This is a genomic window from Trichocoleus sp. FACHB-591 (genome assembly GCF_014695845.1).
Taxonomy (GTDB): domain Bacteria; phylum Cyanobacteriota; class Cyanobacteriia; order FACHB-46; family FACHB-46; genus Trichocoleus.
The window spans coordinates 59,659-81,853 of record NZ_JACJPA010000017.1; the positions used below are offsets into that span (position 1 = coordinate 59,659).

Annotated in this window: 17 protein-coding genes; 7 read left to right on the forward strand and 10 right to left on the reverse strand. The window is 48.6% G+C overall.

The genetic code is table 11. The features are described 5' to 3' along the window. Nucleotides 1-160 precede the first annotated feature (160 nt). Both H6F90_RS01455 and H6F90_RS01460 read left to right on the forward strand, forming a co-directional pair. Complete coding sequence (locus H6F90_RS01455) at nucleotides 161-955, forward strand: phosphoribosyltransferase (RefSeq protein WP_190549587.1); 795 nt, start codon at nucleotides 161-163, stop codon at nucleotides 953-955. Between the two features lie 276 nt (nucleotides 956-1,231). Beyond that, nucleotides 1,232-1,549, forward strand: a complete 318-nt coding sequence (locus tag H6F90_RS01460; RefSeq protein WP_190549588.1) for a hypothetical protein — start codon at nucleotides 1,232-1,234, stop codon at nucleotides 1,547-1,549. 37 nt (nucleotides 1,550-1,586) lie between these two features. Here the strand turns inward: H6F90_RS01460 and hpsP are convergent, their stop codons facing one another. The 10 genes from hpsP to H6F90_RS01510 form a co-directional block, all read right to left on the reverse strand. After that, on the reverse strand, nucleotides 1,587-2,783 hold the full coding sequence (gene hpsP, locus H6F90_RS01465) for a hormogonium polysaccharide biosynthesis glycosyltransferase HpsP (RefSeq protein ID WP_370587917.1): 1,197 nt from the start codon (nucleotides 2,781-2,783) through the stop codon (nucleotides 1,587-1,589). Continuing rightward, on the reverse strand, nucleotides 2,780-3,952 hold the full coding sequence (hpsO, locus tag H6F90_RS01470; protein ID WP_190549591.1) for a hormogonium polysaccharide biosynthesis glycosyltransferase HpsO: 1,173 nt from the start codon (nucleotides 3,950-3,952) through the stop codon (nucleotides 2,780-2,782). The genes hpsP and hpsO overlap by 4 nt, the downstream gene beginning before the upstream one ends. 59 nt (nucleotides 3,953-4,011) lie before the next feature. Then, nucleotides 4,012-5,079, reverse strand: a complete 1,068-nt coding sequence (gene hpsN / locus H6F90_RS01475) for a hormogonium polysaccharide biosynthesis glycosyltransferase HpsN (protein ID WP_242024272.1) — start codon at nucleotides 5,077-5,079, stop codon at nucleotides 4,012-4,014. Between the two features lie 24 nt (nucleotides 5,080-5,103). Next, nucleotides 5,104-6,204 carry an acyltransferase gene (locus H6F90_RS01480; RefSeq protein WP_190549593.1) on the reverse strand — a complete coding sequence of 367 codons (1,101 nt, stop codon included), beginning with the start codon at nucleotides 6,202-6,204 and terminating at the stop codon, nucleotides 5,104-5,106. A 32-nt stretch (nucleotides 6,205-6,236) separates the two neighbouring features. Continuing rightward, nucleotides 6,237-7,874 carry a hormogonium polysaccharide biosynthesis protein HpsL gene (hpsL, locus tag H6F90_RS01485; protein ID WP_190549595.1) on the reverse strand — a complete coding sequence of 546 codons (1,638 nt, stop codon included), beginning with the start codon at nucleotides 7,872-7,874 and terminating at the stop codon, nucleotides 6,237-6,239. A gap of 493 nt (nucleotides 7,875-8,367) precedes the next feature. Then, nucleotides 8,368-9,855, reverse strand: a complete 1,488-nt coding sequence (gene glmM / locus H6F90_RS01490; RefSeq protein WP_190549597.1) for a phosphoglucosamine mutase — start codon at nucleotides 9,853-9,855, stop codon at nucleotides 8,368-8,370. Between the two features lie 364 nt (nucleotides 9,856-10,219). Beyond that, nucleotides 10,220-12,196: a sensor histidine kinase gene (locus H6F90_RS01495; protein WP_190549599.1), complete on the reverse strand. Its 1,977-nt coding sequence runs from the start codon at nucleotides 12,194-12,196 to the stop codon at nucleotides 10,220-10,222. 124 nt (nucleotides 12,197-12,320) lie between these two features. Continuing rightward, the gene (locus H6F90_RS01500; RefSeq protein WP_190549601.1) at nucleotides 12,321-12,617 is read right to left on the reverse strand and encodes a hypothetical protein; all 297 of its coding nucleotides are present in this window, start codon (nucleotides 12,615-12,617) and stop codon (nucleotides 12,321-12,323) included. 126 nt (nucleotides 12,618-12,743) lie between these two features. Then, nucleotides 12,744-13,928 carry an NAD(P)H-quinone oxidoreductase subunit H gene (locus H6F90_RS01505; RefSeq protein WP_190549603.1) on the reverse strand — a complete coding sequence of 395 codons (1,185 nt, stop codon included), beginning with the start codon at nucleotides 13,926-13,928 and terminating at the stop codon, nucleotides 12,744-12,746. Between the two features lie 351 nt (nucleotides 13,929-14,279). Further along, nucleotides 14,280-15,464: an NAD(P)H-quinone oxidoreductase subunit H gene (locus H6F90_RS01510; protein WP_190435752.1), complete on the reverse strand. Its 1,185-nt coding sequence runs from the start codon at nucleotides 15,462-15,464 to the stop codon at nucleotides 14,280-14,282. Here H6F90_RS01510 and H6F90_RS01515 point away from each other — a divergent pair. The 5 genes from H6F90_RS01515 (at nucleotide 15,421) to H6F90_RS01535 (ending at nucleotide 22,191) form a co-directional block, all read left to right on the forward strand. Beyond that, nucleotides 15,421-15,678 (forward strand): hypothetical protein, encoded by a 258-nt coding sequence (locus tag H6F90_RS01515; protein WP_190549832.1) that lies wholly within the window; start codon nucleotides 15,421-15,423, stop codon nucleotides 15,676-15,678. The two genes, H6F90_RS01510 and H6F90_RS01515, sit on opposite strands and share 44 nt — an antisense overlap. 196 nt (nucleotides 15,679-15,874) lie before the next feature. Further along, entirely contained in the window at nucleotides 15,875-17,776 is a 1,902-nt protein-coding gene (locus H6F90_RS01520) for a M48 family metallopeptidase (protein ID WP_190549605.1), read from the forward strand. Between the two features lie 9 nt (nucleotides 17,777-17,785). After that, entirely contained in the window at nucleotides 17,786-18,685 is a 900-nt protein-coding gene (rsmH, locus tag H6F90_RS01525; RefSeq protein ID WP_190549607.1) for a 16S rRNA (cytosine(1402)-N(4))-methyltransferase RsmH, read from the forward strand. A 181-nt stretch (nucleotides 18,686-18,866) separates the two neighbouring features. Beyond that, nucleotides 18,867-21,083 (forward strand): histidine kinase dimerization/phosphoacceptor domain -containing protein, encoded by a 2,217-nt coding sequence (locus H6F90_RS01530; protein WP_190549609.1) that lies wholly within the window; start codon nucleotides 18,867-18,869, stop codon nucleotides 21,081-21,083. Beyond that, nucleotides 21,073-22,191, forward strand: coding sequence for an ATP-binding protein (locus H6F90_RS01535; RefSeq protein ID WP_190549611.1), 1,119 nt, complete (start codon nucleotides 21,073-21,075; stop codon nucleotides 22,189-22,191). The genes H6F90_RS01530 and H6F90_RS01535 overlap by 11 nt, the downstream gene beginning before the upstream one ends. The last annotated feature ends 4 nt before the right edge of the window (nucleotides 22,192-22,195 follow it).

Here is a 22,195-nt window from a genome sequence, read left to right on the forward strand (position 1 = left end):
CAATTCACTTAAGATTTATAAATTCTAGAACCAATTCCTCACGCTTGAGAGCTGTCGCTAGGTGGAATGTCCAGCTTTAGTATTATTTGGATCACTTGTAGATAACGGGTTCAATCAGCCAAGATAGGGACAACACTAATGCCGAGCGCTGGAGGGATGAATGTTACCTTCTCCGCTATTTCGCGATCGCGAAGCAGCTGGCCATGAACTAGCCCTGGCAGTTTTCGAGGAATTCAGCCGGCTCAAAACAGCGGCAACTGAGCTAGACTGGCCCACGCTTGCCACCGCTCAACCGATCGTTTACGGACTACCTCGCGGTGGAATTCCAGTCGCTGCTGCGATCGCCGAAAAACTCAACTGCCCGCTTGACGTAGTCATTGCCAAAAAAATCACTCGCCCCGAAGACCCAGAGCTAGCTATCGGAGCCGTTGCCGCCACAGGAGAAGTCTTGTGGACTCAGCCTCGACCTTGGCATCTTCATCGCACCAAAATTTATCAGGCCGCCTTGCAAGCGACGCTAGAGAAAGCTCAACTACAACTGACTCAATTTGGCCCCATCCGTCCCCAGGTCGAACCCCAAGGAGCAATCGCCATTTTAGTAGACGACGGCATCGCTACAGGCATGACCATCGCCGTTGCTGCGCAAGCCCTCCGCCAACAGCAACCCGCCCAAATCTGGATTTGCGCCCCAGTCGCCCCCCTAGAACTGGTGAATTGGCTTCACCAATGGTGCGATCGCCTGATCCTCTTAGCCACCCCCGCCGACTTCTCCAGCGTCAGCCGTTTTTACCAAAACTTTCCCCAAGTAGAGCTAGACGAAGCCATAGCTTGCTTACAAAACCAGTCCCATGCGAGACTGCCAGCACAAATGAATATTTGTTCCCCTAGGTCCCCAATGTTGGAGGAATTAGAGAGGAAATGTTCTTCAGCATTGGAAGGCGAAAGAGAGCAATAAAGTATTTATATAGCGACATAGCACGACACCAAGCAGCTAAAATCCCTTCTGGAGGAGGTCTGGAGGACGCAGCCGTCCTTCAGCGGGGGTTTGGGGGCGAGTGCCCCCAAGCTCTTGGTGCTGCCACAGAACCTACGCAAAGCAACATAAATAACTCCCATCCCAAGGCAGGTAGCCAAATCAAAACAGTTGGACTATCCTACGGTCAGTTCTGAAACGCTTAACCCAAAACAGGTTCAAGTCATAATTAGCTGTAGTGATTAAAGTGGTGGCGAGATGAGACGCTGGCAATCTTGGTGGGACACCCTAGCACTGGCAAGTAGCAGTAACCCACCCCAATTTGTGGAATTATTGATGCTCCTCTTAGCGATCGCCCTCCTACTCGTATGGGGAGCCAGCGATGTGGTCTGGGGCCTCACGAAAGGTTGGCCTTATTTAGTTCTAAGCTTAAGCTTCGCCATTGGAGCCGCCGTCTCCACTTTAGTTCGGGAAGCCCTCATCCCCTCCTCACAACCTCGTATTACCCAGGTCACTGCCGTCTTATTGCTGATTATCAGTTGCTATAGCTTCTCAGACTTGATGCGCTACTTTTAAGCCTGCGCAATCCATTCACGAGCTATTTCAGCAAAAACTAGCGTGCGGTTGTCGCCAAAATTTTTTGGTAAGACTGAATCATTTGTTGAGCGATCGCAGGCCAGCTATAGTGCTGCAAAGCATAGGCTTTTGCTCGCTGGCCTCGACGTTGGCGCTCAGGCGCATCCTTCAAAGCATCCTTGAGCAAATGAGTTAAAGCTGCTACCTCACAAGGCCCGACCCAGCCTGCCTCTGCCTGCCGCACTTCCTCACAGATATGCACTTGGTCTGAAATTACCACAGGCGTGCCCATTGCCATCGCTTCGGCTACCGCAATACCAAAGTTTTCGTAGTAAGACGGCAGCACAAACAAATCAGCACTTTGCAGCAAGGCAGCTTTCGTTTCCCCAGCGGCAAACCCAGTTACCGTCGTGTGGGGAGCGAGCGAGGAAGCTTGAATTTGGTTCCGAATCTCCGCTTCATAATCTGGGTCTTGGGGGTTGCCACCCGCTAACACAAAATGAAATTCTATTTTTTCTGCTAGCAAAGTTTCTAGAGCAGGTAACAGCAGATCCAACCCTTTTTTGGGGTCAATTCGCGACATAAATAAAACTAGGGGGCGATCGCTGGGAATGCCTAACTGAGCACGAATCGCTTCGGGGTGAGCAGACAGCTCCGGTAAGCTGACTCCCAAGGGCATGACTAAATCTGTAGTAGTCAGCCCAAAGCGCTCAGAGATTTTGGCTTCTTGGTCACTGGTGAAATGTATTGCCGCAGCCCCAGCCAAATTAGGCCGCTCTAGAAATGCTGCATAAATTTGCTTTAGCTGCTTTTTCTTGCGTAGGTCGGCGGGATCAAGAGTTCCCAAAGGACGCAGTAGATAGGGCAACTTTTGCGATCGCGCGATCGTAGCTGCTGCTGTACTCACCGGAGAAAACAAGGCGTGAATATGGGCCAAGTCGAAGGAGTGAGCATGTTTAGCCAGCCATTGCAGCAAGTCCAAAGAGAATTTGTAGCGGCGGAAGGGTGAGCAACGAAAGTAGCGGATTTGATAGCCATCTTGTTCTACAGGGCGATCGAGGGGTACCGCTAAGGGAGCCTGGCCCGCATCCCCATTAGAATCTGTAGTGAGGATTGTCACCTCTACACCCTGAGCTGCTAGGGCACCGGATAACCCCAACACCATTTGGCTTGGCCCTCCGTACACTAGCGAAATGGAAGGCACAATTTGCAAAACCCGCAGAGGCTGGTTCACGCGGCAAGCAACTCCTTGTAAAAGCTCAATAACTGGCTAGCCAAAGCGTGATTGGTGTACTGGTTAAGGACTCGTTCGTACCCTCGCTTCGCCAAGTTGGTTGCTAGCTCCGGTTGCTCCATCAACTGCTGCAAGCGATCTTGCAACGCTTCGGCATTTCCTTCCGGGAAGACCAAGCCCGCATCCCCAATCACATAAGGAATTTCCCCCGAATCCGAGCCAATCACCGGGACTTGGCAAGCCATCGCTTCAATCAGCACATGGCCGAATTGCTCTTTCCAGCCCACCGAGGTTAAGGTTTTGAATTGATAGGTGGTTTCCGAAGGCAGCACCAAGGTGCTCATTAAATTGATATATCGCTGCACCTGATCGTGCGGGACGCTCTCCACCCAAATCAACCGATCTGCCAAGCCCTCTTGCTGCGCCCAGTTAAAGAGAGTATCTTTTAGTGGCCCTCGGCCTAAGAGCATCCATTTCCAGGGGCGATCGCGCAAACCTGCTAAGGCTTTCCCTAGGGTTAGCAGCCCTTTTTCTTCCACAAAGCGCCCGACAAAACCCACCACAAACTCAGACGGCTGAATGCCAAGCTGAGCCGCTAGTTCTGGTTGAGGTTGCGGTCGAAATAAAGTTTCATCCACTCCCAATTGCGGCATCACACGGGCAGGGCCTTTGTAACCATGTTGCTGCAAAATTTCCACACCATCCTGATTCCCAGCTACCAACCCATCAGTATGGCGCAAGTTATAAGCCTCAATGGCGGAAATAGGAAACTTGAGGCTGTAAGGTAGATTCCACCAAGTAAAAAATAGGTTTTTAGCTTTTAGGCCTAGCAGACGGTTTAGCGTAATCAGTTGGCTATAGCCGATCGCCTTTGATCCCTGCTCTACTTGAATAATCTGGGGTCGAAACTGGCGTAGCAACGTGACCAAATCTTGACTAAAACAAAGCAGTCCTTGATTGTTCTGGCTCAAATTAGAAACTGGGACAATCCGAAACGAACCCTCTTGACGAGGCTGAGTTTCGATAATGGTATTTTGCACGCCTCCAGGCCGCCAACGTTGAGGTACCACAATCGTCACTTCAACATCTGGCTCCAAGCGGGCCAGCGAGCGTAACTTCTCACAATTGAGATCAACGATATAGGTATGGCTAGCTACTAAAATTCTCATGGCTGTTTAGAATTTACTCGTTGAACCCTACCTTTACCTTTTAGCCTGAACCAAATCTTCTAAGACTTCATTGAGCTAACAGCTGTAGCTTGTTCATCTAACGATTGGTTGGCAACGGGTGCCTGTGTCACTCTAGCGTTCTGATCCAAGCGTGTATAGGTTTGACCATCATCCCAGATAGATTTAATCAAAGTCCAAACAGCACTCAGAAATCCTAAGAAATAGAACCCCGCGCGACTCAGGATCTTTAAGGGAGAACCGCTCTTGTGGCAAGGTGGCCGACCTAGCACGTGACAGTCGAATAGGCGAGTGAACAAGCGTAGAGCTTGGATCGGGGTGAGATTCTTAAGCCCCAGCAAGAAGTGGTTGTGGTAGAAAGTGAGTTGATATTGCAGCGATCGCGTGCTGATATCGTGACAACCTCCCGTTTCTTCTCCTAAATGCACCAGATGAGCTTCTGGGTCGTACCAAATGCGGTAGCCCGTTTGGCGAATATGCAAGCAAAAGTCAGACTCCTCTCGCACAGCGCTACCTCGAAAGCGCTCATCAAAGTGCAGGCCATGCTGCTCAAATAACTCCCGCCGAAAGGACATATTACAGCCTCTCGCGGTCAACACTTGCTGAGGTTTAATCGTGTGAACCAAATCAATGTGATACCAGGCTATTCCTGGGTCCATCGCTTCGGGGGGCAAATATTCAATGACGCGAGTTTTCTTCGACTCAGTCAGCTTCATGCGATCGAAGACACGACCCGCCACAGCCCCCACATCTGGTTGTTCCACATAGTTGCGAGCATGCGTCGCCAGAAAACCAGGCGTAAGCTGCACATCGTCATCAATGAACAAAATAATGTCACCCGTAGAACGCCGTACAGCGTAGTTTCGCGCTCCTGGTAAACTCGCCCAATCCACCCGGAACCACTGAATCTTGCCTGCTGTGGCTAGTTGCTCCAAGTAGGCTTCAGTCGCAGGCTCGTGGGTACGAGTTTGGTCTACCACCAACACTTCAAAGTTAGGGTAATCCTGCGCCATGACATCTACTAGTGTGTCTCGCAAAGCCTCCTCACGACAATAGGTGGGAACAATCACCGAGATTAAAGGCCAAGCCATAACATCTGAATTTTTCATTGCAGTTTCAGTTTGGTTGGTCATCTAAGCTTGACTACTCACTAATTTTCTAGTCTGTTTGCGAATAAAAACTTCTGTTTTGACAAATAAAAATCCATAAATAGTAAGTAATAAACTTACTACTAAAACAGAGAAGCCGAGTTGAAGATAAGGGGGCAAATCAAGCAATTGATTGAGTCTACGCAAAACCACCACAAAAAGCGGTTGATGAATTAAATATAGTTGATATGAGTAAAGTCCTAGTAACGAAAGAAAGCTCATACCCCACTGTAGCGATCGCCACTGGCTCAAGAATTGGAGAAGCACACAAAGTCCCAAGAATAAAATTGGCGAAAGCAGCACATCAAACCCAAACATATAAATGATGCTGACTTTGCTCAAAACCATTCCGGCACAAATTACAACACCAAGCGCTAAAGTGCCAATAGCCGCTAACCAATCAATTCTCCTAAAGGATTGCTTATCAAAGTAAACAAATCCCCAGTACAAACCAAGGCAAAGCTGAAAAAAGTAGCTACCCAAGAAGTTGTTTTGCAACAAAAACCAGAAACTCGATGAACTTTGAGGTAGAACCCAACAAAGAGCCTTGGTTAGGGCAGCAACTAAAATCCCTAACTCCAAAATCTTGACTGTCTGACCCCTGCAAAAATAGAAGATTAGAGGAATGCTCAAATAAGCTTCTAGGATGACTGTAAAAAACCAAAAGCCAGGGTTAATCGATTGAAACTCATAACCTGCCAAGCCAATACAGCTCAAGACAAAGTTCTGAATTGAGTTGATTTTTAAGTGGCCGAACCACTGATAGAGCATCAAACTAGATGCGACTGCCAGAAAATAAGTAGGATACAGCCGAGAGATTCGCTTCTTTAACCACAATTTCCAATCTACTGATATTTCAGTTAAATTAGCTGTCTTTAAAGCTGAGGCTAAAGCATAGCTGGTATTAAACCCAGCCATGACAAAAAAGATATCAACCGCAGCGTAGCCGAAGCGAGCCCCATTTCGATCCAAAGCGACGACTAAATCAAAGCGCTCAGGGTAGTTTTGAAAAAAGTGGAATAAGATAACTGCTAAGATTGCAATTCCCTTGGTTTGGTCAATCCAATCTAATCTCTTTCTAACCACTTTAGTTTCACAATTCACGGTGGTTGAGTTCCTTATAAAGTTGCTGCTGCTTTTTTCGATCGCCTACCTTTCTTCTTATTAACCAAATCCTCCGAGGCTTCTTTAAGTAATTTTTCCTGGCGATCTAATTCTGGCAACTTCAAAATCACGCCAGCAAAAAACCAGTAGTAAACAGCCACTGGGTCCACATCTAAGGGGTAGTAGTAAGTATTGAAGCTAATGAATAAAATGAAAACCCAGAAGCTAGCTCCATAACTTCTCAAACTGCGATCGCGCACAGAGCGATAAGCCTTGAATGTAATAATGGTCAAGCTGATCGCTACTACCAAAAAAGCCAGCACTCCCAGCGGCCCAATTTCGTAAAGTAGTTTAGGGTAGTAGGTTTCAATGAGTTCCGAGTTGCCCAAAGAACGGGCCGCATTCGTAGCTCGTCCCAAACCCCTGCCTAAAAAACCAGATCGCTCTGCGGCATATTCAAACTGCTGCATGATGAAGGCTTGAGGAGGTGAAGCTTCCCATCGTCCTTGAAAACTAGTAATCCGCTCTTGGACAACCTCCGGATTGGCTGCCATCGCAACGCTCAAAATCAGACCTAAGCCTGCGCCTATGGGAATAAAGCGCTTGAGGTTAGCGACTTGCCCCGTGAGGATTAGCAGAATCACTGTGGTCACTGGTACCAGTGCTAACGCAATTCTTTGGCCCGATAAGGTAGACATAATGAAGGTTGCTGCCATTGCTGATAACCCAGCATTTCGCCAAACAAACGAGGGATCGCTGAAGGCCGCCGCAAAGCTGATAAACCCGCTGGAAATGAGGAACCAACCCCACTGCCACGGGGCAACAAAGGTTCCAGGTAGGCGGATCTGCCCATGCTCAGGGCTATATAGCAGAGAGCCACCGACTAAGCATCTTGCGTCTAGAGAGGCTTTGAAGAGAGATGCTCCCGAGGCTACCGTTCCAGCACAACGGCCTGTCTTGAGGAAAGTGTATTGAATGAAGGCAAGACCGCAACATGCCAAAATCAACACAACATGTAGGCGCAGCAGGAAATGGAGGTCTTTTTTGTCTCGGATTAAGTAATAAGCACAGACGATTAAAGGGATATAGCCCATCAAAACCTTGAGGCCCAAAATTCCCATTGCAAATGGCTGCTCGGCTCCATTAGCCGCCATCTGTTGCGAGCCGTTAATAAAAGCTAGAACTAGTAAACAATAGGCCAACAGAATTCCCAATGCTGGCATGAGCTGCTTAGGAATTAGAAAAGGCAGACGCTCGCGCCGACAGTACTGAATCGTGCCAATGAGAGCTGGGATAAAGAAAGCGTCCTTAGCCAACTGGAGCAAAGGGCTATTGCCAATCGCATAGGTGATCGTTCCGCCAAAGGGTAGGTAGATGAGAAATCCCCACATTGCCTGACGCGGATACTTAAATGACAGGCTGAGGCAAAGCAGACCCACAGTTAAGCCAATTCCTGGCTTCGGGTCTTCATTAATTACACCGAAACATAAGCCCGCAACGGCACACAGTAAAAGGGCAAAAATTGTGTAGTTAACGAGTTCTTTCCGGGCTTGGGCAGCTTTTCGTTTCTGAGCCAACCGCTCCTTCATCGTTAGCAGCGGAGCTTCGTCATTGAGAGCTTTTTGCTTTGACTTCAGTTTTGATTTGGGCATAGCAAAACTATGAGGCTGATCCTCTCCTTAACTTTGACTCGGAGCCTCGACGCGGAGCCACAACTAATTAGGTCAATCAATTAGTGGCATTTTCCGGCGGAGAAACTAGCGGTAGTTTCAGTGGCAATTTAGAGGGTTGTACCAATTGCGTAGATTCTTTCTGCGAGAACCCCAAATAAAGTTGAGAAACAGCTAGGGTATCGGCATCAGTATTAGGGAGAGTGGCCTACCAATTGTGGCATCTGGGCTTCTGATTCGGCGACTGTTTGGCTTGGCTTTAAGAAGGCTTTAAACAACTGACCCTATTGACCTTGGAAAAATTTAACATCGATGTGATCTCTGCATGCAAAAAAGCCTTTGTCAAGATCAGACTCGGCAAATCTAAGAATAGAGGGTTGCTGTAGTAGCTTTCGCTGCCTTCAACAACCCTCTATTTCCTAGCAAACTATCGAGCTGCTACCAGTGCTGCCAAAAAAATAAACTTTGAGTAGTGCTAAGTCAAATGCTCTTGTACGGCTAGAACTAGATTATCTGCCCAGTGGGTTGCCAACTCGGCACTAGCCGCTTCTACCATGACTCGAATCACAGGTTCGGTTCCAGAGGCTCGAACCAAAATTCGGCCTTGGTCTCCCATATGGGCTTCGGCTTGAGCGATCGCACTCTGCAAACCATCACAGTTTTGCCAGTTCAAACGGCGATCGCGATCCTCAACTCGCACATTCTTTAAGAACTGGGGATAAGTTTGGAAGCTTTGATCGACTAAATCTGCCAAAGAAGTACCTGCCCCTCGCACCAGTGCTGCTAAGTGTAAAGCAGTTAGGAGACCATCCCCACTGACGCTATAGTGCCGACAGAGAATGTGACCCGACTGCTCGCCACCAAGCATGGCACCTTGACGCAGCATTTCAGCATGGACATATTGATCCCCCACGGCAGTACGCAGCAGTTTACCGCCTTGTTTTTCCCAAGCCCGCTCGAAGCCCAAGTTTGCCATTACCGTCGAAACGATGGTATCGCCGGGTAACTCTTGCGCTTGACGTAACGTTTGGCCCCAGAAATATAGAATGTAATCTCCATCCACAGTGCGGCCTTGAGCATCCACGGCTAGGACTCGGTCGGCATCACCATCAAAGGCAAAGCCGATGTGAGCGTTATGCTGCTTCACTGCTGTACGGAGCGGGTCAAGATGGGTGGAACCGCAGTTAACGTTAATGCGATCGCCATCTGGACTGTCGTGAAGACAAATCACCTCAGCACCCATCGCCGTGAATACTTCAGGCGCTAAGTTCGCGGCTGCGCCCCAAGCGAGATCTAAGACAATCCGCATACCTTGCAAGTTCACGGCTGGAAGTAGCGGCTTGTGTAGCGACTCCACATACTTGCTCAATAGTTCTGGCCGATGGTAGTGCTGTCCCCAGCGATCGCCACCCTGGAGTTGCGGCTTCACATCTACCGCATTACCCCGGATCGCCGCTTCAATTTGAGCTTGGACTGCTAGGGTTAGCTTGGCTCCATCCGGGCCAAAAAACTTGATGCCGTTATCTTCTGGAGGATTGTGGCTGGCTGAGATCATGACACCACCCAGTGCCCCGGTGGTTTGAGCGAGATAAGCAACACTGGGAGTAGGGCACAGTCCTAAATTCCAGACTTCTAGGCCAGCAGCGGTCAAGCCCGCAGAAAGCGCCATCGCTAACATATCGCTAGAATTTCTGGAATCTTGACCTAAAATGATCGGGCCTGATGTCGTCGTGTGAGATTGCAATACACGACCTGCCCAAAAACCCACTTGTAGCGCTAAAGGAGCGCTCAACAAATCACCCGCATGGCCTCGAATCCCATCAGTACCAAATAGCGGAGTAGCTGGTAGGTTGAGTTGAAGCGGTTGTTTTTGAATTGTGGGCTCAGAGGGGGCAGACTGTACCTTTGAAATCGAAATCGAAGCTAAGCTAGGACGTTGCGTCCGGGCAGGGGATGTGACCATAAATTTAAGCACTCCACTCACAACACACTCACAGTGGAGAATAGCACTTTCCCTCAGAGGCTGCTCTACTGCCAAGAGCATAAAGTGTACAGTCCAGCTATGAATCTGTAGGATTTTTCAAAATATTCAGTTTATACGTTTAAGTAACGCGCTACCGAGTGCATTTCCGGAGAAAAATATTTTTTAGTCAAATAGTAAAGTTTGAACATTACTATTACCCTAAACCAAGGAATAGACGGCTTTGCTGTATGTGTCGTATTAGCTAGTGCAAGCACGATCTAAAACGCGATCGCCACTTGGATTAGGGTTGTAACCTGCATCTGCAAAGTCATTGAGGAGCGGCTTGGGTCGTCCCTAGCTTGATTTAGATCGCTTCAACAAATTCCTTCGCTGGCAATGCCGCTGAATTAGCAGAAGAAATCGCTTGAATTGGCAAGGTAATCATAAACTTTGCACCTCGCCCTATCTCAGAAGCAACCTCAATTTTGCCGTGATGCTTTTCTATAATTTGATAGCAAATCGCTAAGCCTAATCCTGTGCCTTGTCCCACGGGTTTGGTGGTAAAGAACGGATCAAATAGTTTGCTACTGAACTCGCTGGAAATACCTGGACCGTTATCTGCAATACAGATTTTTATTTGATTAAATTTCAGTACCTCAGTTTCAATGGTAATTTGCTTCCTCGCCTGACTTGATTGCGATACCAGTGCATCAGATACCAGTGCATCAATCGCATTATTTAGCAGATGCATGAACACTTGATTGAGCTGCGCTGGATAGCACTCAACTAAGGGCAGCTCGCTGTATTGCTTGACAACTGAAATCTCTGGAGCCAACCGATGATTCAGAATTAACAGTGTGTTGTCGATGCCTTGATGGATATCGACTGGCTTCATCTCTGCTTCATCTAAGCGCGAAAAGTTGCGCAGCGACAGAACGAGTTGGCGAATCCGATCGGTTCCCGCTTGCATCGAAGCCAAAACTTTAGGCAAGTCATCCACTACAAACCCAACATCTAAGTCAGAAATTTGTGCTTGGAGAACCGCAGGAGGATGAGGATATTGCTGCTGATAAAGCTGCACCAGGCTAATCAATTGCGTCATATAGGTGTTGGCATAGTTGAGGTTGGCTGCCACGAAAGTAATGGGATTATTGATTTCGTGGGCAAATCCTGCCACCATTTGGCCCAAGCTCGACATTTTCTCGGTTTGAATCAACTGAGCTTGGGTTTGACGTAGCTCTTGCAGGGCTTGATGTAGCTCATGAGCTTGAGATACCAGCTCGCCATTCAACTGTTGCAGATGGTCGTGAGCCTCTGCCAACTGTTCATTCTTGCGCCAAAGTTCTGCTGTGCGTTCTTCTACTCGTTTCTCTAGCGTTTGATGTACGGTTTGCAGTTCGTGGGTATGCTCGGTGACGCACTGCATCAACCCATTCAAGGCCGCTGCTAACAAGCCGACTTCATCTTGGGTGGTAATGGGCGCTTGCAGCTCAAAGTTCGATTCCTTAGTGGCTCGCTGAGCTACCTTGGTGACAGACTCTAGGGGACGAGCGATCGCCCGACTCGTCAAAACTGCCAAAATAGCCGCAATGCTAACGGAAAGCACCATGCTTAGGGCAATGATTTCAGTCCGCAGGGTTTTGGCATCGGCTAAAGCCACTTCTGCCCGCTGCTGTTCCTGACGGTTGCTTTCAATCAGTTGAACTAAGTTATCTAAAAGACCATCAAACTTGAGCGAAGCTTCGCTAGTAGAAAACTGAAGCAACCAAGCCTGCTTAGCTTTGAGTTCTGTAGTTGAAAGCTCTTGGGGATTTGTCTCCCTCAGAAACACCTCCATTTGCTGGAAGTAGTCACGCACGATCCCCTGACTTGATTGCAAAAATTGGGTGAGAGTAAGTGAATTCTCAGTTGCAGCTACAGATTGCAGGCTTGGCAGAATCTTCTGAGTTTTATCAATATGGCTGAGGAAATGATCGTGCTTGGCCTCAAACAGTGCGGGTTTTTCTAGGAGCGGCACAAACTCGTGGTGGTGCAAGCGCATATGCAGTACATTTCGTTGCAGCTCACTCAGCAGTTGCTCTTGCTTCACAGCACGAGTGAGTTGTTTCTGCGCTTGATTTTGGTAGTAGTCCCCCACGGTTAACCCAGCAGTTGTGCCTAGCAGGGCTACCCCGATCGCGACTGCATAGCCAGAACCAATTTTGCGACGAATGCTCGCACCATGCACCCACTGTTTCACCCTCTGAAAACTTGCTTCGGAAGTGAGCGATCGCTTGGATAGATGCGGCTGAGGCACCGCGATTTCGTAGCTGTGAGGAGAACTGGGGTTTTGAACCTGCATAGGCCTTGAGGCACAGAAAGAGGTTAGAGCGTATCTTCACCCTCCTTCGGAGGAATTACGGAAAATCCGTAAGGAATTCACCGATTCTTAAAATTAACTAGTTATCTTTACGTAAAGTAGCCATCTAAACGCCTACCTGGGATAACAAAACCTGCATCTGCTCCCAAGTTAGCCCTTGGGCTAAATAAACCGGGGACTGCGGTGTATAAGGGCTTTTTAGGCGATCGATCGCCACAATTTTGGCCCCCTCCGGTAACATCGGTACTTCGGGATCAAAAGCGGTAGGGCGCACGAGGGAACTAGAAAAACCCTTAAAAATCGTAATTTCATCTGGTTCTCCCTCAACTTCGGCATGGACAATCAAAACTTCTTGAGGGCGTTTGATTGTGTACTGCTCCAAACGGTATCCAATCGAATTCATGACTGCCTCTGCTACAAAAATGCGTTTTCCTGAGATTGGGAGATGTTTCTGCGGCCAAGCTAAAAAACTCTCCTAGAAGCCACTATAGGAACCATCAACATTTTCTGATGCAGTGAGCCACATGAATTAGCGATCGACTGAACCCATAATGATGTCGATGCTGCCCAAAATTGCCATAATGTCAGCGATTTTGACTCCACGTAGTAAGTGAGGCAAGATTTGCAGATTGTTGAAATCAGCGGCGCGAATTTTCCAACGCCAAGGGAAAACGCTATCATCCCCAATTAAATAGACACCCAATTCACCTTTACCGCTCTCGACTCGGACATAGTGTTCTCCGGCAGGAACTTTAAAGGTGGGAGCGATTTTCTTGCCAATGAATTGGTAGTCAAACTCATTCCATTGAGATTTTGGGCCTGCAGTGATTCTTTGGGCTTCTAGGTTTTCGTAAGGGCCACCGGGTAATCCCGCGATCGCTTGGCGCAAGATTCTGATCGACTCGCGCATTTCCCCTAAACGGACGCGGTAGCGAGCAAAGCAATCTCCTTCTGTCGCCCACTGCACGTCCCAGTCAAAGTCGTCATAACACTCATAGTGATCAACTTTGCGGAGATCCCATTTCACGCCAGTCGCTCGTAACATGGGGCCAGAAAGTCCCCAGTTCAACGCTTCGGCTCGACCAATCGTGCCCACACTTTCAACCCGGTGGCGGAAGATTGGGTTGTTGGTTACGACCCGCTCGTACTCTTCTAAACGTGGCCCCAGATAATCACAAAAGTCTTGGCACTTATCTATCCAACCGTAGGGTAAGTCAGCGGCCACTCCCCCGATGCGGAAGTAGTTGTTGTTGACCATGCGGTAACCAGTCGCGGCTTCCCACAGGTCATAAATCATTTCTCGCTCGCGAAAAATCCAAATCGGTTGGGTACCCAATCCTAAATCATGCGCGAACGTCCCCAGCCACAGTAAGTGATTGGCAATGCGGTTTAGTTCCAGCATGATCACCCGGATATAGCTGGCGCGCTTGGGCACTGGGATATTTGCCAGCTTTTCGGGTGCATTCACCGTCACGGCTTCATTAAACATGCCCGCCCCATAGTCCCAACGACTGACGTAGGGCACGTACATGAGGTTGGTACGGTTCTCAGCAATCTTTTCCATGCCGCGATGCAGATAACCAATCACGGGTTCGCAATCTACCACCTCTTCGCCATCCAGAGTTACGACTAAGCGAAAGCAGCCGTGAGTGGTAGGATGATGTGGCCCCATGTTGAGAATCATGGGTTCGGTTTTGGTTTCAAGCTTGACCATAATTAGTCAAAAACCTCTCTAAAGCCAGGGTTGGGGGAATCGGCTCAATGGGTCAACGGCACCAACGCTGTCCAAATCGCAACCAATCTTGCTTGGCTAACAGCTCCAACTCGTAGCGTTGATTCAGAACCATAGAGCTGTTGAAATTGAGTGCTGAACTAAGAATTAATACTTAAGTTCTATGACTTTCACGGGAGCGATCGCCTCACCCAGCTAGGTGAACCTATGGAACATTACTGAACCTTGACTTGAACTAGCTACAGGAAAAGCCACAAAAAAATGGAGCAGGTTGTTCACCCACCCCATGCGATTGCCGGATTACAGCGTAGAAACTAATGTATGACTGGAGAGTTAGCGATCGACCGATCCCATAATGATGTCGATGCTACCCAAAATTGCCACAATATCCGCAACCTTCACGCCACGGACAATGTGGGGGAAAATTTGTAGGTTATTGAAGTCAGCCGCCCGAATTTTCCAACGCCAAGGGAAAACCGTGTCGTCCCCGACGATGTAAATCCCCAATTCGCCTTTACCGCTCTCGACTCGGACGTAGTGTTCGCCCGAGGGGATCTTAAAGGTGGGAGCAATCTTCTTACCAATAAATTGGTAGTCAAACTCGTTCCACTCAGATTTGGGACCCGCCGACATCCGCTTAGCTTCTAGATTTTCGTAGGGGCCACCGGGCAAGCCCGCGATCGCCTGACGAATAATCTTGACCGATTCACGCATCTCCCGAATCCGCACGATGTAGCGGGCAAAGCAATCGCCTGCGGTTTCCCACTGCACATCCCAGTCAAAGTCGTCGTAGCACTCGTAGTGATCAACCTTACGCAAGTCCCATTTCACGCCAGAAGCCCGCAGCATGGGGCCAGAAAGACCCCAGTTAATCGCTTCTTGGCGGCTAATGGTGCCCAAGCCTTCAACCCGACGGCGGAAAATGGGGTTGTCGGTGATCAGGCGCTCGTACTCATCCACTTTGGGTAGGAAGTAATCGCAGAAGTCTTCGCACTTGTCTACCCAACCGTAGGGCAAGTCAGCAGCAACTCCACCAATGCGGAAGTAGTTGTTGTTAACCATGCGGTAGCCAGTCGCAGCTTCCCACAGGTCATAAATCATTTCCCGTTCGCGGAAGATGTAGAAGAAGGGAGTTTGTGCTCCTACGTCTGCTAGGAATGGGCCAAGCCACAGCAAGTGGTTAGCAATGCGGTTCAGCTCCAGCATGATCACGCGGATATAGCTGGCTCGCTTGGGTACGGCAATATCAGCCAGCTTCTCGGGAGCATTCACCGTCACCGCTTCATTAAACATCCCGGCTGCATAGTCCCAACGGCTGACGTAAGGGACGTACATGATGTTGGTACGGTTCTCGGCAATTTTTTCCATGCCACGGTGCAAGTAGCCAATCACTGGCTCGCAGTCCACCACATCTTCCCCGTCCAGGGTAACAACCAACCTCAACACACCATGCATGGAGGGATGGTGAGGCCCCATGTTCAAAACCATGGGTTCTGTGCGGGTTTCAATCTTTGCCATCGGTGAGCAGTCTCCCCTTTACGTCGTTTCGGCAACCGCACCTATCAGTGGTTTGTGGTTAATGGCAAGTCAGCAGCGCATCACGAAGAAATTTTTCTCCGAATCGTCGCTACAACTCGTCACTAAGCGTGGCGGATGGGCACGGTCTGTTATGTACTCAATTTATTGCATTTTCTTAATTATAGAGAGTCGCGGCTCCCAAAATTGGCTGTGATTCAGCTAGCCCGATTGATTTTGTGAACTATCACTATCAAGCACGATTGATGGGTTAAGGCGATCGCAGCCCCATTCAGCAGTATCAATGCACCACCAATTCAGTAAATCCGCCTACTTGAATTGAAGAGTTGGCTGGGAAATCTGATGGAGGATTTCCAATTACAGTCTTCAGTTGCTGAGGCGAAAGAGGGGCTATGGCTTGGACAGAAGAAAAGTTTGAAGCATTAATCCAGCGTTTAGAAAAATTGGCTCGCCAGCAGCCTGCCACTTACAGAATGCGAGTGGGTTTGTTGGCAGTCCTAGGATATGTCTATATCTTTGCTGTAATTGCTGGGCTATTGGCTGTGTTTGCGGCGATCGCTTGGTTCATGATTTTCAGCGGTCGTATTCATACCGCCATGATCAAGCTGGCAATTCTGGTCTTGATTCCAGCTTTAATTGCGCTGCGATCGCTCTGGGTCACCTTTCCACCACCTACAGGCTTACCTCTGTCTCGACAGCAGGCTCCCCAACTGTTCGCGCTGCTAGACGAACTCACCACAAAACTACAAGCTCCCCGTTTTCATCATGTGTTAGTGACCGAGGAATTCAACGCGGCTGTCGCGCAAGTTCCTCGCCTCGGCATGTTGGGTTGGCAAAAAAATTACTTGCTGTTGGGTCTGCCGTTGCTGCAAGCCCTTTCCCTAGAGCAATTCCGGGCAGTGCTGGCTCACGAACTGGGTCACCTCTCCGGGAATCACAGTCGCTTCTCAGGTTGGATCTATCGTGTTCGTAAAACCTATGCCCAACTATTTGAGCGACTACAGCACAGCGAACAGCAGGGTTCTTGGTTCCTGTTTGAACGATTTTTTAACTGGCATGCGCCGTTCTTTAATGCTTATTCGTTTGTCCTCGCCCGCAATAACGAATATGAAGCCGATCGCTGTGCCGCCGAGTTAGCAGGAGCAAATCATGCTGCCGCTGCCCTGATTAACGTGAATATTCAAGCTCAATTCTTGGAAAGTGCCTATTGGCCTAAAATTTACCAACAGGTAGAGCAGCAGATTGAGCCACCTGCCACCGCCTTTACCAACTTGACCACAGCCCTACGCCAGCCTGCGGAGCCTGCAACTGCTAAGCAATGGCTCAACCATGCCCTAGCCTGTAAAACTGATTATGCCGATACCCATCCTTGCCTCAGCGATCGCCTTTCTGCCCTAGGTGTCTCGCTCTCACCTGATCACCCCCTGACACTACCCCAGCCTGTATCGGTCAGTGCTGCCAGAGTGCTGTTAGGGTCAACCTTGACTCAGCTCACAGCTCATTTCGATCGCCAATGGCAGGAGCAGATGGCAACTTCTTGGCGGCAGCGATATGCCCACCTTCAGGAATGCCAGAAACAGTTGCAAGTTCTAGAAACCCAAGCTCAAAGTCAGCCTTTGACGCTAGAAGCAGCTTGGGAGCGAGCCAGATTAACTTTAGAAGTCCGGGACTCAGCCGCTGCAATTCCTCTGTTAGAAGCAGTGCTGACGATGGACCCTGAGCATGCTGCTGCTCATTACACTCTCGGGCAAGTGTTGCTAGAGCAGCAAGAAGCAGCAGGCATTGAGCACATCGAAAAGGCGATCGCGGCTCGGTTCGACTGGGCCTCATCGGGATACGAACTGATTCTGAATTTTTTGTACCAGCAAGGGCAAACAGAGCAAATTCAGATTTATCAGAAACGGGCGGAACAGCACTACGAAACCCTGATGTTGGCCCGACGAGAGCGCTCTTCTGTACAAGCCAGTGACGAATTTCAAGCCCATGATTACTCAGCGGAGGCGATTAAATCTCTGGTAACGCAGTTAGCTCGGTATGATCAATTGAAAGAGGCATACTTGGTGCGGAAAGTGATGCATTACTTTCCCGAAGAAGCTTTTTATGTATTGGCGGTGAAGCGCCAGCAGCGGTTTTGGGAGACCAACAGCGATCAGGTCGATCAAAAATTTATTGATCAGATTGCCGATGGCATGGAATTTCCTGAGCAGACTTACATCCTGCTGCTGAACAAGCACACCAAAAATAGAGAAAAGAAATTACGCCAAGTAGCGCCTACAGCGATCTATCGACGGTAAGGACCCAGCATGACCACGGACTCCCAAGAACTGCTCAACTCGGACACTCCAGCCTTTGTCCATGTCTCAGTGCTGAGCCGAGAACTGATTGCAGGCTTGGAAGTCCGAGCGGGGGGCCATTATTTAGATGTGACCGTGGGTGGCGGCGGGCACAGCCGCTTAATCCTAGAAGCCGCACCGGATGTCCGCGTCACAGCCTTAGATCAAGACGAACAAGCGATCGCTGCCGCGCAAGCAAATTTGGCTGAGTTTGGCGATCGCGTCCAGTTCTACCATCGCAACTTCGCCACTTACGACCCCGGAAAAGTGCGATTCGATGGCATCATTGCTGATTTAGGCGTAAGTTCGGCCCAGTTTGATATTCCCGATCGGGGGTTCAGTTTTCGTCACGAAGCCAGCCTCGACATGCGAATGGACCAACGCCAAGACCTCACCGCCGCTGAGTTGATTAATTTTGGGGATGAGGTAGAACTAGCGAATATCTTCTATAACTATGGCGAAGAGCGGCTGTCGCGCCGCATTGCCCGCAATATTGTGGAGCGACGACCCTTCCAAACCACGACAGAATTGGCAGAAGCGATCGCGCGTTGTGTCCCCCGTTCCTATCGCTATGGCCGCATTCATCCCGCAACTAGAGTATTTCAAGCGTTGCGGATTGCGGTGAATCAAGAACTCAAGGTTTTAGAAACATTTCTTGACACTGTACCGGGTTGGTTAGAACCGGAGGGCAGAATTGGCGTGATTAGTTTTCATAGCTTGGAAGATCGCTTAGTGAAACACAGATTGCGCGATTCACCCTTGCTCAAAGTGCTGACCAAAAAGCCCATCTTGCCCCAACCAGACGAACTGGAGAACAATCCGCGATCGCGTTCCGCAAAACTCCGGTTGGCCGAACGGCAGCCAGACTGACTTGCCCTTAGACATATGCAGCCTGAGCAGTTTTAACTCTTTGCGCCACTTTTTATCTCCAAAAAGGTCATTGAGCAAGCTTTTCTAACAAGGTACCGTAAGAAAAACTCAACCTAAAAGATAACGGGTCGTATCGACGATCGCTCTTAGTAGCTAGCCTGCAACAACCACCTGCTCAACTATGCAAGCACAAGATCCGTTAACCTCTCCACTGGCTTTAGAGACTGCGATCGATCGGCGTCCTTTAACGGCATCTCCTGACACCTCAGTGGCAGAGGTAATTGCCATGATGAGCAAAGCCCAGAGTAGCTGCGTGCTACCCAGTTTAGAACTGTCACGTAACATCGTTTTAATGGGTGAAGCCCGCGCTAGCGCCATTCTGGTGGTTGACGGCTCACAGCTACTAGGCGTGTTTTCCGAGCGAGAGGCGATCCAGGCAATTACTACAAATCAAAACTTGGCAGAGACTAGGGTTGATCAGGTCATGCAGCGACCGGCGATCGCTCTAAATCAGACCGAGCATCAAGATGTTTTTACTGCCCTGGCGCTCCTACGGCAACATCAAATTCAGCATTTGCCCATCGTAGACCCGCAAGGCCAATGGGTGGGGCTAGTCACACCCGCCAGCATTCGGAATGTATTACAGCTAGATGAATTGCTGAAATCCAAGCCGCTAGTAGAGCTGGCAGCTGCTCCGGCAGTTCAAGCTCCTGTGACCACTACATTGCTGGATTTAGCCCAGCTCATGCTCGCACATCGAGTTGATTATGTAGTGTTGAGCGCAACCACTCCCGCGCATGAGATGCCGACACCCGTAGGCATCATTCTGGAACGGCACATCATCCAGCTTTGGGCTTTAGGACTCGATTTATCGCGGATCCCAACCCAAGAGGTTATGAGCGCTGCGCTACCATGCTTCCCGGCTTCAGAGTCTGTGTTGGTGGCCTACTGGGAAATGCAACAACAGCGGGTGCAGCGCCTGGGCGTCTCTGGTGAAGCTGGAGAGTTATTGAGCGTTATTTCCCCAACCAGCTTCCTTTACAGCTTAGATCTCGTCGAAATGCGCAGCGCTGTGGCACAGTTACAGCGATCGATTGAGGATTTTGAAGTCGAAAAAAACCAACGAACTCAAAATTGGCATACTGACCTAGAAACACAACTCTTAGAAAATCCAGCAGAGTTACTCGAGCAGCTACAGTGCAGCCAAATTCTGACAGCGATGGCACTCCATATCAGGGAGTCTCTCAACTTAAACGAAATTCTTCAGACTGCTGTGAATGAAGTCCGACGCTTTTTGCAGACGGACCGAGTGATTATCTACCGCTTCAATCCAGACATGAGCGGCACTGTTGTCGTCGAATCAGTAGCAGAGGGTTGGAGGCCTGCCCTCAACAGCAACATTCGAGATACCTGCTTCGGTCAAAATTATGCCCAAGCCTACAAAAAAGGACGCACTCAAGTCACCGAAGATATCTATAGAGCGGGTTTAACTCAATGCCATATTGATATTTTGGTCTTGTATGACATCCGCGCTAGCCTCGTAGTCCCAATCTTGCAAGGCGAGCATTTGTGGGGGTTGTTGTGTGCCTACCATTGTGCAGGCCCTAGACGCTGGCGACAATTTGAGGTTGAGTTACTCAAGCAACTAGCCACGCATATGGCGATCGCCATTCAGCAATCTGAACTCTATCACCAAGTCCAAAACGAATTAGCCGAGCGCAAACGGGCAGAAGAACAGCTAAAGCTTTCTTTGAAAGAAAAAGAAGTGCTGTTGAAGGAAATTCACCATCGGGTCAAAAACAATTTGCAAGTCATCTCTAGCGTTTTGAGACTGCAATCTGATTATGTCAAAGATGACAAGATCTTGGCATTGTTTAACGACAGCCAAAACCGCATTCGCTCGATGGCACTGATTCACGAAAAGCTTTACCAGTCCAGCAACTTACTAAAAATAAACTTTGATGAATATATTCGCGATTTGACAGAAAATTTAATTCGTTCCTATGTTGCTTTTGCTTCAACTGTTACCTTGACGACCAATGCTATTGGAGTTTGGCTAAATATTGATACAGCAATTCCTTGTGGCCTCATTATTAATGAATTAGTTTCAAATGCCTTAAAGCATGCTTTTTCAGGATCAAATCCAGACAATGAAATTCAAATCAGCATCACCTCAGGAAATGACAATCAATTCACTTTAATTGTTCGGGATAATGGCATGGGATTTCCGGAAGATATTGACTTTCGCAACACTGAATCCTTGGGTTTGGAGTTGGTGTGTGTCTTCACAGAACAGTTGGATGGGGCGATCGCGCTGGATAGAAGCAATGGCACAGCTTTTGTAATTACGTTTTCTGAAATAGGCAATATCGGAAGGACTGAGAAAAATGGCCAATGAAAGAATTTTAGTAGTGGAAGACGAAAGAATTGTTGCCAGGGATATTGAGAAAAGACTCAAAAAACTAGGTTACGTGGTGCCTATAACGGTTGCCTCTGGAGAGGAAGCCATTAAGCAGGCAGCAGAAATACGACCCGACTTAGTGTTGATGGATATTCAACTCAAGGGTGAATTAGACGGCATTGAAGCCGCAGAACAAATTCGAGCAGATTTTAATATTCCAGTAATTTATCTCACTGCTTACGCCGATGAAGCCACCTTGCAGCGAGCCAAAGCAACTGAGCCTTTTGGTTATATTCTGAAACCATTTGATGCCAGAGATTTACAAGTCGCGATTGAAGTTGCTTTACGCAGACGAATCTCGGAAGAAGCGATTCGAGTGGCTTTGGAAAAAGAGAGAGAACTGAGTGAGCTGAAATCCCGTTTTTGGTCTATGGCAGCTCACGAATTTAGAAACCCTATGACTTCGATCTTGTCTGCCGCCCAACTCCTCGAACAAGAAAAACACGATCTACCTGAGGAGCGCAGACGGGAGTACTTGTACGTTATTCAAAATGCGATCCGCTCAATGGATCAATTGCTTAGTGACGTATTAGCCGTGGGTCGAGTCGAGGGAGGAAGCCTGAAGTTTGACCCAGCTCCTTTAGATTTGGAAGAATTTTGTCAAATCGTTGTGGAAGAAATGCAATTTAATGCAGGTCTAAAACATCGGATTGTTCTTCATCAGCAAGGCGACTGTGTTCAGACCTTTTTAGATAAAAAATTACTCAGACACATTTTGACCAATATACTTTCGAATGCGATTAAATATTCGCCTGAAGGTAATGATATTTATTTCGAGCTGATTTGTGCGGATGAGACAGTGATTTTTCAGGTTAGAGATACCGGAATTGGTATTCCAGCAGAAGCCAAAAATCACTTGTTTGAACCATTTCAGCGAGCTGAAAATGTGGGAAATATTCCTGGTACTGGGCTAGGGCTAACAATGGTTAAAAGATGCCTGGATCTACATGGTGGTCAAATTTCTATAGAAAGCAACCCAGGTGGAGGAACCATCGTTACGATTCAACTCCATTTGAATAGCCGAGTAAAATCTCGCCAAGCTTAAACAG